The sequence below is a fragment of the Pseudomonas tensinigenes genome (genome assembly GCF_014268445.2).
Classification (GTDB): Bacteria; Pseudomonadota; Gammaproteobacteria; order Pseudomonadales; family Pseudomonadaceae; genus Aquipseudomonas; species Aquipseudomonas tensinigenes.
Window position 1 is genome coordinate 1,279,413 of record NZ_CP077089.1, and the last position, 13,658, is coordinate 1,293,070.

Annotated in this window: 14 protein-coding genes; 7 read left to right on the plus strand and 7 right to left on the minus strand. The window is 59.6% G+C overall.

Going from position 1 to position 13,658, the window contains the following annotated elements:
* Positions 1 to 191 precede the first annotated feature (191 nt).
* The 3 genes from cysD (at position 192) to cysN (ending at position 3,507) form a co-directional block, all read left to right on the plus strand.
* Positions 192 to 1,109, plus strand: coding sequence for a sulfate adenylyltransferase subunit CysD (gene cysD / locus HU718_RS05500; protein ID WP_007912374.1), 918 nt, complete (start codon positions 192 to 194; stop codon positions 1,107 to 1,109).
* Positions 1,110 to 1,213: 104 nt separating this feature from the next.
* Entirely contained in the window at positions 1,214 to 1,555 is a 342-nt protein-coding gene (locus tag HU718_RS05505) for a four helix bundle protein (protein WP_150705949.1), read from the plus strand.
* Between the two features lie 53 nt (positions 1,556 to 1,608).
* Positions 1,609 to 3,507: a sulfate adenylyltransferase subunit CysN gene (gene cysN / locus HU718_RS05510; protein ID WP_150705950.1), complete on the plus strand. Its 1,899-nt coding sequence runs from the start codon at positions 1,609 to 1,611 to the stop codon at positions 3,505 to 3,507.
* 172 nt (positions 3,508 to 3,679) lie between these two features.
* On the opposite strand, the gene yihG is transcribed toward cysN, so the two are convergent.
* The 3 genes from yihG to HU718_RS05525 are packed head-to-tail and all read right to left on the minus strand — an operon-like array spanning position 3,680 to position 7,072.
* Positions 3,680 to 4,585, minus strand: coding sequence for a 1-acylglycerol-3-phosphate O-acyltransferase, YihG family (yihG, locus tag HU718_RS05515; protein ID WP_186616549.1), 906 nt, complete (start codon positions 4,583 to 4,585; stop codon positions 3,680 to 3,682).
* Entirely contained in the window at positions 4,586 to 6,685 is a 2,100-nt protein-coding gene (pta, locus tag HU718_RS05520; protein WP_150730088.1) for a phosphate acetyltransferase, read from the minus strand.
* A gap of 60 nt (positions 6,686 to 6,745) precedes the next feature.
* Positions 6,746 to 7,072: a DUF3565 domain-containing protein gene (locus tag HU718_RS05525; protein ID WP_150730089.1), complete on the minus strand. Its 327-nt coding sequence runs from the start codon at positions 7,070 to 7,072 to the stop codon at positions 6,746 to 6,748.
* On the opposite strand from HU718_RS05525, the gene HU718_RS05530 reads away from it, so the two are divergent.
* From HU718_RS05530 to HU718_RS05540, 3 genes are all read left to right on the plus strand, one after another.
* Complete coding sequence (locus HU718_RS05530; RefSeq protein WP_095119463.1) at positions 7,041 to 7,526, plus strand: FKBP-type peptidyl-prolyl cis-trans isomerase; 486 nt, start codon at positions 7,041 to 7,043, stop codon at positions 7,524 to 7,526. The genes HU718_RS05525 and HU718_RS05530 overlap by 32 nt on opposite strands.
* 123 nt (positions 7,527 to 7,649) lie before the next feature.
* Entirely contained in the window at positions 7,650 to 8,132 is a 483-nt protein-coding gene (locus tag HU718_RS05535; RefSeq protein WP_095119462.1) for a glutathione peroxidase, read from the plus strand.
* 195 nt (positions 8,133 to 8,327) lie between these two features.
* The gene (locus HU718_RS05540) at positions 8,328 to 9,431 is read left to right on the plus strand and encodes an NADH:flavin oxidoreductase (RefSeq protein WP_150730090.1); all 1,104 of its coding nucleotides are present in this window, start codon (positions 8,328 to 8,330) and stop codon (positions 9,429 to 9,431) included.
* 136 nt (positions 9,432 to 9,567) lie between these two features.
* Here HU718_RS05540 and HU718_RS05545 read toward each other — a convergent pair whose 3' ends face one another.
* Together HU718_RS05545 and cysZ are read right to left on the minus strand one after the other, a co-directional pair.
* Positions 9,568 to 10,767, minus strand: a complete 1,200-nt coding sequence (locus tag HU718_RS05545; protein WP_150705954.1) for a glycosyltransferase family 4 protein — start codon at positions 10,765 to 10,767, stop codon at positions 9,568 to 9,570.
* Between the two features lie 42 nt (positions 10,768 to 10,809).
* Positions 10,810 to 11,562 (minus strand): sulfate transporter CysZ, encoded by a 753-nt coding sequence (cysZ, locus tag HU718_RS05550; RefSeq protein WP_007912358.1) that lies wholly within the window; start codon positions 11,560 to 11,562, stop codon positions 10,810 to 10,812.
* A 311-nt stretch (positions 11,563 to 11,873) separates the two neighbouring features.
* Between cysZ and trxB the strand changes: the two genes are divergently transcribed.
* Positions 11,874 to 12,836 (plus strand): thioredoxin-disulfide reductase, encoded by a 963-nt coding sequence (gene trxB, locus HU718_RS05555; RefSeq protein WP_150705955.1) that lies wholly within the window; start codon positions 11,874 to 11,876, stop codon positions 12,834 to 12,836.
* Between the two features lie 187 nt (positions 12,837 to 13,023).
* Here trxB and HU718_RS05560 read toward each other — a convergent pair whose 3' ends face one another.
* Both HU718_RS05560 and HU718_RS05565 read right to left on the minus strand, forming a co-directional pair.
* Positions 13,024 to 13,362 carry a HopJ type III effector protein gene (locus HU718_RS05560; protein WP_003221728.1) on the minus strand — a complete coding sequence of 113 codons (339 nt, stop codon included), beginning with the start codon at positions 13,360 to 13,362 and terminating at the stop codon, positions 13,024 to 13,026.
* Complete coding sequence (locus HU718_RS05565; RefSeq protein ID WP_016987026.1) at positions 13,355 to 13,651, minus strand: DUF1244 domain-containing protein; 297 nt, start codon at positions 13,649 to 13,651, stop codon at positions 13,355 to 13,357. Before HU718_RS05565 ends, HU718_RS05560 begins: the two co-directional genes overlap by 8 nt.
* Positions 13,652 to 13,658: the final 7 nt, after the last annotated feature.

Genomic DNA, 13,658 nt, shown 5'->3' on the forward strand with positions numbered 1-13,658 from the left:
CAAAGGTGCCTGACACACCGCTTTCGCGAGCAGGCTCGCTCCCACAAGGGAACTGCTCGGCCGAACTGGCAGGCATATTCATATACCCTTTCGATCTAGTTGGCGTCCTGATTAGAAGAGGCCGCTGTGCTAGGATTTCCCGCTCGAACACGGCCCGCTGGCCGTTCATAAGAAAGTTTTCGTGAGTAGCCATGGTCGACAAACTGACGCATCTGAAACAGCTGGAGGCGGAAAGCATCCACATCATCCGCGAGGTGGCCGCCGAGTTCGATAACCCGGTGATGCTGTACTCCATCGGTAAAGACTCCGCCGTGATGCTGCACCTGGCACGCAAGGCGTTCTTCCCGGGCAAACTGCCGTTTCCGGTGATGCACGTCGACACCCGCTGGAAATTCCAGGAGATGTACAAGTTCCGCGACAAGATGGTCGAAGAACTGGGCCTGGACCTGATCACCCACATCAACCCCGATGGCGTGGCGCAGAACATCAACCCGTTCACCCACGGCAGCGCCAAGCACACCGACATCATGAAAACCGAGGGCCTGAAGCAGGCGCTCGACAAGCATGGTTTCGACGCAGCCTTCGGCGGTGCCCGTCGCGATGAAGAGAAATCCCGCGCCAAAGAGCGCGTGTACTCGTTCCGCGACAGCAAGCACCGCTGGGACCCGAAAAACCAGCGCCCGGAGCTGTGGAACGTCTACAACGGCAAGGTCAACAAGGGCGAATCCATTCGTGTGTTCCCGCTGTCGAACTGGACCGAACTGGACATCTGGCAGTACATCTACCTCGAAGGCATCCCGATTGTGCCGCTGTACTTCGCCGCCGAGCGCGAAGTGATCGAGAAGAACGGCACGCTGATCATGATCGACGACGAGCGCATCCTCGAGCACCTGTCCGACGAAGACAAAGCGCGCATCGTCAAAAAGAAAGTGCGTTTCCGTACCCTTGGCTGCTACCCGTTGACGGGTGCCGTGGAGTCCGAGGCCGAAAGCCTGACGGACATCATTCAGGAAATGCTCCTGACGCGAACTTCCGAGCGCCAGGGCCGAGTCATCGACCACGATGGTGCCGGCTCGATGGAAGACAAAAAACGTCAGGGGTACTTTTAAGCTTCGAGTTACAAGCGGCAAGCTGCAAGTTAAAGGCGGTATGCGTAACTTTGCGGTTTGGCGCTTGCGGCCGGTTGCTGCGAGCCGGAATCGGATGACTCGTAATGGATTTCGAGAAACTGGTTGTTTGGCAGCGAAGCAAATGCTTGGCGGTGGGGATTTTTAGAGAGTTTGCGCGATGCGGGGATTTTGGATTCAAGGATCAGATCACTCGCTCTGCACTGTCAGTGCCTTCCAATATTGCTGAAGGCATGGAGCGTCGGAGTTGCAAAGAAAAGGTTCACTTTCTTTGGATCGCGAAGGCTTCTTGCGGAGAGTTGCGCACCCAGATCCTGATAGGCCGAGATATCGCTTACATCGCAGAACCGCTGGCTGAAAATTGGATTATGGAAACCCGTGAGCTTTCTAGAATGCTGGGCGGGTTGATCAACAAAATTTCTGACTAGCTGTACGCCGACAAGCTTGCCGCTTGAAGCTTACAGCTCGGAGCTTGAATGCAATGAGCCACGTATCTGATTTGATCAGCGAGGACATCCTCGCCTACCTGGGCCAGCACGAACGTAAAGAGCTGCTGCGCTTTTTGACTTGCGGTAACGTCGATGACGGCAAGAGCACCCTGATCGGGCGCCTGCTGCACGACTCGAAGATGATCTACGAAGATCACCTCGAAGCGATCACTCGCGATTCGAAGAAAGTCGGCACCACCGGTGACGATATCGACCTGGCATTGCTGGTCGACGGTCTGCAGGCCGAGCGGGAGCAGGGCATCACCATCGATGTCGCCTACCGCTATTTCTCCACCGCCAAGCGCAAATTCATCATCGCCGACACCCCCGGCCATGAGCAGTACACCCGCAACATGGCCACCGGTGCGTCCACCTGTGACCTGGCGATCATTCTGGTCGACGCGCGTTACGGCGTGCAGACCCAGACCCGTCGCCACAGCTTCATCGCCTCCCTTTTGGGGATCAAACACATCGTCGTCGCCATCAACAAGATGGACCTGAAAGACTTCGATGAAGGCGTGTTCGAGTCGATCAAGGCTGACTACCTGAAGTTCGCTGAAGGCTTGAAGATGAAGCCGACCAGCATGCACTTCGTGCCGATGTCTGCCCTCAAGGGCGACAACGTGGTGAACAAGTCCGAGCGCTCGCCTTGGTACACAGGCCAGTCGCTGATGGAAATCCTCGAGACCGTGGAAGTCGCGGGTGACCGCAACTTCACCGATCTGCGTTTCCCGGTGCAGTACGTCAATCGTCCGAACCTGAACTTCCGTGGTTTCGCCGGTACCCTGGCCAGCGGCATCGTGCACAAGGGCGACGAAGTCGTGGTGCTGCCGTCGGGCAAGAGCAGCCGCGTGAAGTCCATCGTCACCTTCGAAGGTGAGCTGGAGCACGCCGGTCCAGGTCAGGCCGTGACGCTGACCATGGAAGACGAAATCGACATCTCCCGTGGCGACCTGCTGGTGCATGCCGACAACGTGCCGCCGGTTACCGACAGCTTTGAAGCGATGCTGGTGTGGATGGCTGAAGAGCCGATGCTGCCGGGCAAGAAATACGACATCAAACGCGCCACCAGTTACGTGCCGGGCTCGATCGCCAGCATCGTCAACAAGGTCGACGTCAACACGTTGGAAGAAGGCCCGGCGAGCGCTTTGCAGCTCAACGAAATCGGCAAGGTGAAGATCGCGCTCGACGCGCCGATCGCCCTCGACGGTTACGAGAGCAACCGCACCACCGGCGCGTTCATCGTCATTGACCGTTTGACCAACGGCACCGTTGGCGCCGGCATGATCGTCGCCCAGCCAGTGACCCATGGCACCGCCACGCATCACGGCAAACTGGCGCACGTGGCCACTGAAGAACGTGCCCAGCGTTTCGGCCAGCAACCGGCCACTGTGTTGTTCAGCGGCCTGTCGGGCGCGGGCAAGAGCACGCTGGCTTATGCGGTCGAGCGCAAGCTGTTCGACCTGGGCCGTGCGGTGTTTGTGCTGGATGGCCAGAACCTGCGTCACGACCTCAACAAAGGTCTGCCACAGGATCGCGCCGGGCGTACCGAGAACTGGCGTCGTGCCGCGCATGTTGCGCGTCAGTTCAACGAAGCCGGTCTACTGACATTGGCCGCGTTCGTCGCACCAAGTGCTGAAGGGCGCGAGCAGGCCAGGGAACTGATCGGCAAGGATCGTCTGCTGACGGTCTACGTGCAGGCGTCGCCGGCTGTTTGCGCCGAGCGTGATCCGCAAGGTCTGTATGCCGCCGCTGGCGACAACATCCCGGGCGAATCCTTCCCGTACGACGTGCCGCTGGATGCCGATCTGGTGATCGACACGCAGACGCTGAGTCTGGAGGACAGCGTCAAGCAAGTGCTGGATCTGCTGCGCAAGCGTGGCGCGATCTAAGCGTTAGCGATAAATAAAAAGCCCGCCGATGAGCAATCATCGGCGGGCTTTTTTATTCGGGCATAAGGCGATCAAAACTGTGGGAGCGAGCCTGCTCGCGAATGCGGTGGATCAGCTTGCATCAATGTTGAATGAAATGACGCTTTCGCGAGCAGGCTCGCTCCCACAGGGGTTAGTGGTGATCGGGGTATTCGCGGTGCATCTGTTCCAGCAACGCATCCTTGTCCAGCCACAGCTGATTGATCCAGCCCTGAAACTGCAGGCGATACTCGCCGTCCTGATCGTAATTCTTGCCGATGAACTGCTGCGGAATCTTCAGCTCTTCAAAGTGCACCACCACGTCGCGCACATTGCCGCAGAGCAAATCCCAGAACCCCGGACGCCCGGCCGGGTAGTGAATCGTCACGTTGACGATCGACTCCAGCTGTTCGCCCATTGCATCCAGTACAAAGGCAATGCCGCCAGCCTTGGGCTTGAGCAGGTATTTGAACGGTGACTGCTGCTGCGCATGCTTGCCTTCAGTGAAGCGCGTGCCCTCGACGAAGTTGAAAATCCCCACCGGATTATTGCGAAACTTCGCACACGTCTTGCGCGTGGTTTCCAGGTCTTTGCCTTTCTTCTCCGGGTGCTTGGCCAGGTACGCCTTGGAGTAACGCTTCATGAACGGAAAACCGAGCGCCCACCACGCCAGACCGATCACCGGCACCCAGATCAGCTCCTGCTTGAGGAAGAATTTCAACGGCTGAATCCGACGGTTGAGCACGTATTGCAGCACCAGAATATCGACCCAGCTCTGGTGGTTACTGGTGATCAGATACGAGTGCTGATAGTCGAGGCCTTGCAGGCCGCTAATGTGCCAGCGCGTGCGTCGCACCAGATTCATCCAGCCCTTGTTGTTGCTGATCCACGCTTCGTGGGTATGGCTCATCAGCCAGCCAGCGATGCGCTGGGTGAGCGCGAACGGCAAGGCCTTGACCAGCGCCACGCAGAACAGAAACGAGCAGAGCAGAATCGTGTTGAGCGCCAACAGCAGCGAAGCGATCACGCCGCGCACGGGTGCAGGTAGAAAATCCAGCATTTACACATCCATAGGTCGGTTGGCGGCTTGAATCGCGGTGAGGGCGATGGTGTAGACGATGTCATCGACTTGCGCACCACGCGGCAAGTCATTCACCGGTTTACGCAGTCCTTGCAGCATCGGCCCGAGGCTGACGCAATCGGCACTGCGTTGCACCGCTTTGTGGGTGGTGTTGCCGGTGTTCAGATCGGGGAACACAAACACCGTGGCGCGACCGGCCACCTGACTGTTCGGCGCCAGTTGCCGGGCGACTTCGGCGTTGGCCGCGGCGTCGTATTGCAGCGGGCCGTCGATCAGCAGCGAGTGCTGTTGTTCGTGGGCGAGGAGGGTGGCCTCGCGGACTTTCTCGACTTCTTCTCCGGTGGCCGATTCGCCGCTGGAGTAACTGATCATCGCCACGCGCGGGGTGATGCCGAACGCGGCCGCCGAGTCGGCGCTTTGCAGGGCAATCTCGGCCAGTTCGGTGGCGCTTGGGTGCGGGTTCATCACGCAGTCGCCGTAGACCAGCACTTCTTCCGGGAAGAGCATGAAGAACACCGATGACACCAGCGTGCAGCCCGGTGCAGTCTTGATCAGCTGCAGCGCCGGGCGGATGGTGTTGGCGGTGGTGTTGATCACGCCCGATACCAGGCCGTCGACTTCATCCAGTGCGAGCATCATGGTGCCGATCACCACGGTATCTTCCAGTTGTTGCTCGGCCATTGGCGCATTGAGACTTTTAGTTTTGCGCAGCGCGACCATCGGCTCGACGTAGCGCTCGCGGATCAGATCCGGATCGAGAATCTCCAGCCCCGGCGGCAGGACGATGCCTTGAGCGCGGGCGACGGCTTCGACGTCTTCCGGTTTCGCCAGCAACACGCAACGGGCGATCCCGCGCTCCTGACAGATCGCCGCCGCTTGCACAGTGAACGGCTCGCTGCCTTCGGGCAGGACGATGCGTTTGTTCGCCGCTTGCGCGCGTTGAATCAATTGATAGCGGAACACCGCCGGCGACAGGCGCATTTCCCGTGGCGTGCCGCAACGCTGGTGCAGCCATTTGGCGTCGAGATGGCTGGCGACGAAATCGGTGATGATCTCCGCGCGCTCGCGGTCGTCGATCGGGATTTCCTTGTTCAGGCCGTTGAGCAGGTTGGCGGTGTCGTAGGAACCGGTGCTCACTGACAGCACCGGCAAACCGGCCTGCAAGGCGCCGCGGCACAGATCCATGATGCGCGGATCCGGCAGGGTATCGCTGGTCAGCAGCAGGCCGGCCAGCGGCACGCCGTTGATCGCCGCGAGGCTGACGGCGAGGATGATGTCGTCGCGATCGCCCGGGGTCACTACCAACACGCCGGGCTTGAGCAACTCGACGGTGTTACGCATGGTCCGTGCGCAAATGATGATTTTGGTCATCCGCCGGGTTTCGTAGTCACCGGCATTGAGCACTTGCGCGCCCATCAGATCGGCGACATCGCGGGTGCGCGGTGCGTTGAGTTCCGGCTGATAGGGAATGCAGCCGAGCAAGCGGAAATCACCGCTGCGCAGCAACGGCGAATGTTCCTTCAGACGCGTGGCGAAGGCGTCCATGCTCTCGTCGGTCTTGACCTTGTTGAGGATCACCCCGAGGACTTTCGGGTCTTTCGGCCCGCCAAACAATTGCGCCTGCAATTCAACCCGGCCGGACAGTTCGGCGAGTACTTCGTTTTCCGGCGCCGAGACCAGAATCACCTCGGCATCGAGGCTCTTGGCCAGGTGCAGATTGACCCGCGCAGCGTAGCTGGCGCTGCGGGTCGGCACCATGCCTTCAACGACCAGCACGTCTTTGCCGATGGCGGCTTGCTGATAGAGGGTGATGATTTCTTCGAGCAGTTCATCGAGCTGACCGTCGCCGAGCATCCGCTCAACGTGGGCAAGGCCCAGTGGTTGCGGCGGTTTCAGACCGTGGGTGCGCGCCACCAGTTCGGTGGAACGCTCAGGGCCGGTGTCGCCCGGGTGCGGCTGGGCAATCGGTTTGAAGAAACCGACTTTGAGGCCGGCGCGCTCAAGCGTGCGCACCAGCCCGAGGCTGATGGAGGTCAGACCCACGCCAAAATCGGTGGGTGCGATAAAAAAAGTTTGCATGCGAATTCTCTAAAGTTGCATGGCAATGGTGTCAGCTTATGTCTGGCTGACTACCGAAATTCAGTCGCCAAGGTTATCGCTAACCGAGCCTTGTGCGCACCAACCGCAGGCAAAGGGTTGGCCTATTTTTTCAATACGTTGCGCCGGGTCCAGCACCCAGGCGCGCGATTGCCAGGGCGGCTGATGGCGCAGGTGCTGGGTGTGACCACAGGAAAGCTCGACGACCCAGTGACCGTCCTCGTCCTGATGAAAGCCTGCGATCGTCGAAACCCGTTTGTCCGGGTTGTGTTCGCTTTCGCGCGATTGCTTCGCTAAACTTGGCCTTTCTATATTCTTCTGCAAAAGGTCTCGCCCCATGCTGATCGCCGCCAATAAGGCTGTCTCCATCGACTATACCCTGACCAACGACGCTGGTGAGGTCATCGACAGCTCCGCCGGCGGCGCTCCGCTGGTCTACCTGCAAGGCGCAGGCAACATCATCCCGGGCCTGGAAAAAGCTCTGGAAGGCAAAGCTGTTGGTGACGAGCTGGAAGTTTCCGTTGAACCGGAAGACGCTTACGGCGAATACGCCGCTGAGCTGGTCAGCACCCTGAGCCGCAGCATGTTCGAAGGCGTTGACGAGCTGGAAGTCGGCATGCAGTTCCACGCTTCGGCGCCGGACGGCCAGATGCAAATCGTCACCATTCGTGACCTCGACGGCGACGACGTGACTGTCGACGGCAACCACCCACTGGCCGGTCAGCGCCTGAACTTCAAAGTGAAGATCGTTGACATCCGTGACGCCAGCCAGGAAGAAGTCGCTCATGGCCACGTCCATGGCGAAGGTGGCCATCACCACTGATTTTCTGCGCTAAGCTTCGAGTACTGGAGAGGCGCCTGCGGGCGCCTTTTTAGTCCGCGGCTGTCCTTGGTGACTTCGCCAAGTGGCTGTTTCGAGTAGAACACGGGAATCTTGGAGTTCGTCATGAGTGCTTTTCACGACCTTAAGTTGACAGCCCTGGATGGTCAGGAGCTACCGCTGGCGCCGTTCAAGGGCCAAGTCGTGCTGGTGGTCAACGTCGCCTCCAAATGCGGCTTGACCCCACAGTACGCGGCGCTGGAAAACCTCTATCAGCAATTCAAGGGCAAAGGCTTCAGTGTGCTGGGCCTGCCGTGCAACCAGTTTGCCGGTCAGGAACCTGGCAGCGAACAGGAAATTCAGGATTTCTGTAGCCTCAACTATGGCGTGACGTTTCCGTTGTCGAGCAAGCTCGAAGTCAACGGTCATGATCGTCATCAGCTCTACCGTCTGCTGGCGGGCGAGGGCGCGGAGTTTCCCGGTGACATCACCTGGAATTTCGAGAAGTTCCTGCTCGGCAAGGACGGCCGTGTGCTGGCCCGGTTCTCACCGCGCACGGCGCCGGATGACCCGACCATTGTGCATGCGATTGAAAAAGCGCTGAGCTGAAACAGCAAGATCAAAAGATCGCAGCCTTCGGCAGCTCCTACAGGTGACCTCAAAACCCCATGTAGGAGCTGCCGAAGGCTGCGATCTTTTGCTTTGCGTCTTTTAATCCTTAATCACCCAAATCAATAGTGCTGTTCAAAGGGTACGCGCCTCCATATTATCGCCGTCATAAAGCCTTCTCTGTGGAGCCCTTCGATGCCCGTTCAAGCCTTGTTCAAACCGTTCCACCTCGGTGCCCTCGAACTGCCGACCCGCGTGGTCATGGCACCGATGACTCGCTCGTTCTCCCCGGGCGGCGTACCGAATTCGAAAGTCATCGAGTACTACCGTCGTCGCGCAGCAGCCGGCGTTGGCCTGATCATCACCGAAGGCACCACCGTCGGCCACATTGCCTCCAACGGCTACCCGAACGTGCCGCAGTTCTTTGGTGACGCGCCATTGGCCGGCTGGAAGAAGGTCGTTGATGCGGTTCACGCCGAAGGCGGCAAGATCGTTCCGCAACTGTGGCATGTGGGTAGCGTGCGACGCATCGGCACCGAGCCGGACGCCAGCGTGCCGGCTTACGGCCCGTCGGAAAAACTCAAGGACGGTCAGGTCGTGGTGCACGGCATGACCAAGCAAGACATCCAGGACGTGATCGCAGCCTTCGCCCAGGCGGCCAAAGACGCACAAAGCATCGGCATGGACGGCGTGGAAATCCACGGCGCGCACGGTTACCTGATCGACCAGTTCTTCTGGGAAGGCAGCAACCAGCGCACCGACGAATACGGCGGCAGCCTGGCCAACCGTTCGCGTTTCGCCATCGAACTGATTCAAGCCGTACGTGCGGCCGTAGGCGAAGGCTTCCCGATCATCTTCCGTTTCTCGCAATGGAAGCAGCAGGATTACACCGCGCGTCTGGTGCAAACCCCAGAAGCACTGGGCGAATTCCTCAAGCCATTGTCCGACGCTGGCGTGGATATTTTCCATTGCTCGACGCGGCGTTTCTGGGAGCCGGAGTTCGATGGTTCCGAGCTGAACCTGGCAGGCTGGACCCGCAAGCTCACCGGCAAGCCGACCATCACCGTCGGTAGCGTCGGTCTCGATGGTGAGTTTCTGCAATTCATGGTCAACACCGACAAGGTCGCGCAACCGGCCAGTCTGGAAAACCTGCTGGAGCGTTTGAACAAAGAGGAATTCGATCTGGTCGCGGTGGGGCGTGCGCTGCTGGTCGATCCGGACTGGGCGCAGAAAGTCCGCGAAGGGCGTGAACAGGATATTCTGCCGTTCAGCCGTGAGGCGTTGATGACGCTGGTTTAAGCAGCGCTTTCACTGGCCCCTTCGCGAGCAGGCTCGCTCCCACAGGTTTCTCTGCTGTTCACAAAATGTGTGTTCACTGAAGATCCCCTGTGGGAGCGAGCCTGCTCGCGAAAGCGGTTCTAAGGTCAGCAAAGATTCAAGGCAATGTCTGCGCATTCGGGACAACCTGCTCCCCCACACAAGCCCCGCGCAAATGCTTTTCAAACTGCTCGATAACCGCCGGCCAGCCTTGGCGACTCGCATGCTGCCGCGCATTCAGGCGCACACAGCGCAGCCGCTCATCCTCTTCCAGTAACCATGCAGCGGCGTCGCAAAACGCCTGCTCATCTCCCGGCATCGCCAGCACGCCGTTGTAGCCATGGCGAATATGCTGCGCCGCCGCAGCCTGATCGTAAGCCACCACACCGAGGCCCGACGCCAAAGCTTCGAGCACGACATTGCCGAAGGTTTCGGTCAGGCTCGGAAACAGAAATACATCGCCTGATGCGTAGTGCGCCGCCAACGCCTCACCGCGCTGTGCGCCGCAGAAGATTGCCTCGGGCAATTCCTTTTCCAGCGCGAGCCGCTGCGGCCCGTCACCGACCACGATCAGTTTCAGATTACGCTGTGGATAAGTCTCGCGCAGGGTTGCAAAGCTGCGCTTGAGCAGGCCCAGGTTTTTCTCCGGAGCCAAACGTCCTACGTGAATCACGGCGACGTCGCGCTCGCTCAGTCCCCATTGCTCACGCAATGCATTCAGCCGTTTGCTTGGATGAAACAACTGACTGTCCACACCTCGCGATAGCAGTGCCAAGCGCTCGAAATGCCGCCGTTCCAGCTCCAGCCGCTGGCTGACGCTCGGCACCAACGTCAGCGCCGAGCGATTGTGAAACCAGCGCAGATAGTGCGTGAGCATCCGCGTCAGCAGACCGAGCCCATATTGACTGGTGTATTGCTGAAAGTTGGTGTGGAACCCGCTGACCACCGAAATGCCCAGACGCCGCGCCGCACGCAGGGCCGATAACCCGAGCGGTCCTTCCGTGGCGATATACAGCACATCCGGGCGCTGACGTTTCCAGCGCCGCAGCAGTTTGTGCATCGACGACTGACCCCATTGCAGCCCGGGATATCCCGGCAGCGGCCAGCCACGGCACAACAGAAGCGCATCATCTTCGCTGCGCTGCGGATCACCCGCCTGACGCGGTCGCACCAGTTCCACTTGGTGACCACGCGCGCGCAGTCCATCGCACAAGCGGCCAAGGGTATTGGCCACGCCGTTGATTTCCGGTGGGAAGGTTTCGCTGATCAGAGTGATGTTTAGAGCTGTCGTCATGGCCTCAGTGTCGGCTGAGGCCATGTCGTGCTTGTTACGTTCGGATGATGGATTTGTGACGTCGCGTTAGCGCTGAGTCACCAGATTCTCTGCGCCGCGCTCACGCACCCAGAACAACGTCGCCCCGGCCACCGCCGCCGGCATCATCAGGATGTTGACCACCGGAATCAGCAGCACCAGATAGACGATCCCGCCAAAACTCATGCTCTGCCAGCGCTTCTGGCGCAGCCAGGCGAGCATTTCGTTCCAGCCGAGTTTGTGGTTGTCCGCCGGGTAGTCGATGTACTGGATCGCCATCATCCACACGCCGAACAGCAGCCACAGCGGCGCGGCAATGATGTTCACCACCGGGATGAACGACAGGATGAACAGACCGATTGCGCGGGGCAGAAAGTAGCCGAGCTTGCGCATTTCCCGGGCGAGGGTGCGCGGGACCATCGCAATCAGTTCACCCCAGCTGAACGCCGGGAAATCATCGGTGCCACGCACCACCACTTCGACTTTTTCCGCAAGGAAGCCGTTGAACGGTGCGGCGATCACGTTGGCGAGCATGGTGAAGGTGAAAAACACCATCAACGCCACCAGCACCACGAACAAGGGCCAGAGGATGTAGCTGAGGAAACTCAGCCATTCGGGCAGCGACGGCATCAGCGTATCGACCCACAGGCTGAACTGGTGGCCGGCCAGATAGATCAATCCGACGAACAGCACCAGGTTGATCGCCAGCGGCAACAACACGAACAGGCGCAAGCCAGGGCTGAGAACCAGTTTCAGGCCTTCGCGCAGGTATTGCGGGCCAGACAGAACAGGGGCGGGCATAAGGTGCTCCGAGCAAGGGAAAACGCGCCGACCTTACCGACTTTGCAACGACGGCGAAAGCGCGGTAGAGCTATCGACATTCACTGTAACAAAGACGTCCATCTCGTCAGTGTGTCGGCATAGAGACCACCTATGAGCTGGATTGTTAAACCGTATTTCCTTAATCTTGCCCCCCTCGATACGCTGCACCCAACTTTTTACAGGACTGTCGAGCTCAAGCCTTCCCCAAGGTTTTCCACGGTCCTTTTTTATTCCCGCCGGCAGTCCGGCGATCCGGGCCTGTGTTTCAGCCCGGTCAACAGGAGCAGGTCATGTCTGAAGTCCGTCATTCGCGAGTGATTATTCTCGGTTCCGGCCCTGCCGGTTACAGCGCAGCGGTATACGCGGCCCGTGCCAACCTCAAGCCACTGCTGATCACCGGCATGCAGGCTGGCGGTCAACTGACCACCACCACTGAAGTCGACAACTGGCCGGGCGACGTCCACGGCCTGACTGGCCCGGTGCTGATGGAGCGCATGCGTGAACACGCCGAGCGTTTTGAAACCGAGATCGTCTTCGACCACATCAACGCTGTGGACTTCGCTTCCAAGCCGTACTCCTTGACCGGCGATAGCGCGACCTACACCTGCGACGCCCTGATCATCGCTACTGGCGCCAGCGCTCGTTACCTGGGCCTGCCGTCGGAAGAAGCGTTCATGGGTAAAGGTGTTTCCGCCTGCGCAACCTGCGACGGTTTCTTCTACCGCAACAAGCCGGTAGCTGTGGTCGGTGGTGGCAACACTGCGGTTGAAGAGGCACTGTACCTGGCCAACATCGCCAGCACTGTGACCCTGATCCACCGTCGCGAAACCTTCCGCGCCGAAAAGATCCTGATCGACAAGCTCAACGCTCGCGTCGCTGAAGGCAAGATCATCCTCAAGTTGAACGCCAACCTCGACGAAGTGCTGGGCGACAACATGGGCGTGACCGGTGCGCGTCTGAAGAACAACGACGGCAGCTTCGACGAAATCACCGTCGACGGCGTGTTCATCGCCATCGGCCACACCCCGAACACCTCGCTGTTCGAAGGCCAGTTGACCCTGAAAGACGGTTATCTGGTGGTGCACGGCGGCCGTGACGGCAACGCTACCGCGACCAGCGTCGAAGGCATCTTCGCCGCCGGTGACGTGGCTGACCACGTTTACCGCCAAGCCATCACCTCGGCCGGCGCCGGCTGCATGGCGGCACTGGACACCGAACGTTACCTGGACGGTCTGCAGAACGCTTCGTTCTAAGATCGCAGGCATAAAAAAACCGGCCAATTGGCCGGTTTTTTTGTGCCCGAGAAACACAGTCACCACAGATCAAATGTGGGAGCGAGCCTGCTCGCGAATGCGGTGTCTCCGTCGACATCAATGTTGAATGTCAGTCCGTATTCGCGAGCAGGCTCGCTCCCACAGGGATTTTGTGTGGATAGAGGAATCAGCGGCGGGTCAGGGGTTGTGTTTCGAACTTCACCCCGGCCAGACCATGCTTGATCAGCGCGCGAATATTGCCGTGATCACTGCCCTCAGGCGTCGCCACTACCGAGCGGTAATGCTCGCCGAACGCCAACAGCGCTTCTTCATCGCTCAGACCTTCCAGCAGCGCCAAGCCCAGGGTCTTGCACGAGCCTTCGTTCTGTCCGGCGGCGTTTTCCACGCCACCGTTGTTGAAGGCTTGCGGCTGGTAGTCGTAACCGGCGGCGATGAACGCCAGGGTGTCGGCGAAAGCGTGTTCGCCGCTCTTGAGGCTGGCGCGCAGGGTGTTCAGATCACTCATGGGTTTTTCCTTTGGCGAACGCCGCTTGCTGGTCGGCGTTGGCTTCTTGCTGATATTGGGCTTTCCACTCGGCGTACGGCATGCCGTAAACCACTTCGCGGGCGTCATCGAGGCTGACCTCGATCTGGCGCTCGTCGGCTTCGGCCTTGTACCACTTCGACAGGCAGTTGCGGCAGAACCCGGCGAGGTTCATCAGGTCGATGTTCTGCACGTCCTTGCGGCTGTCCAGGTGGGCGACCAGCCGGCGGAAAGCGGCGGCTTCGAGTTCGAGGCGTTGTTGATCAGTCATGGGGGTC

Excerpts from the sequence above, each read along its gene's own strand:
- cysD (WP_007912374.1), top strand. The coding sequence starts at position 192 with ATGGTCGACAAACTGACGCATCTGAAACAGCTGGAGGCGGAAAGCATC.
- HU718_RS05505 (WP_150705949.1), top strand. The coding sequence starts at position 1,214 with ATGGATTTCGAGAAACTGGTTGTTTGGCAGCGAAGCAAATGCTTGGCG.
- cysN (WP_150705950.1), top strand. The coding sequence starts at position 1,609 with ATGAGCCACGTATCTGATTTGATCAGCGAGGACATCCTCGCCTACCTG.
- yihG (WP_186616549.1), bottom strand. The coding sequence starts at position 4,585 with ATGCTGGATTTTCTACCTGCACCCGTGCGCGGCGTGATCGCTTCGCTG.
- pta (WP_150730088.1), bottom strand. The coding sequence starts at position 6,685 with ATGCAAACTTTTTTTATCGCACCCACCGATTTTGGCGTGGGTCTGACC.
- HU718_RS05530 (WP_095119463.1), top strand. The coding sequence starts at position 7,041 with ATGCTGATCGCCGCCAATAAGGCTGTCTCCATCGACTATACCCTGACC.
- HU718_RS05525 (WP_150730089.1), bottom strand. The coding sequence starts at position 7,072 with ATGGAGACAGCCTTATTGGCGGCGATCAGCATGGGGCGAGACCTTTTG.
- HU718_RS05535 (WP_095119462.1), top strand. The coding sequence starts at position 7,650 with ATGAGTGCTTTTCACGACCTTAAGTTGACAGCCCTGGATGGTCAGGAG.
- HU718_RS05540 (WP_150730090.1), top strand. The coding sequence starts at position 8,328 with ATGCCCGTTCAAGCCTTGTTCAAACCGTTCCACCTCGGTGCCCTCGAA.
- HU718_RS05545 (WP_150705954.1), bottom strand. The coding sequence starts at position 10,767 with ATGGCCTCAGCCGACACTGAGGCCATGACGACAGCTCTAAACATCACT.
- cysZ (WP_007912358.1), bottom strand. The coding sequence starts at position 11,562 with ATGCCCGCCCCTGTTCTGTCTGGCCCGCAATACCTGCGCGAAGGCCTG.
- trxB (WP_150705955.1), top strand. The coding sequence starts at position 11,874 with ATGTCTGAAGTCCGTCATTCGCGAGTGATTATTCTCGGTTCCGGCCCT.
- HU718_RS05560 (WP_003221728.1), bottom strand. The coding sequence starts at position 13,362 with ATGAGTGATCTGAACACCCTGCGCGCCAGCCTCAAGAGCGGCGAACAC.
- HU718_RS05565 (WP_016987026.1), bottom strand. The coding sequence starts at position 13,651 with ATGACTGATCAACAACGCCTCGAACTCGAAGCCGCCGCTTTCCGCCGG.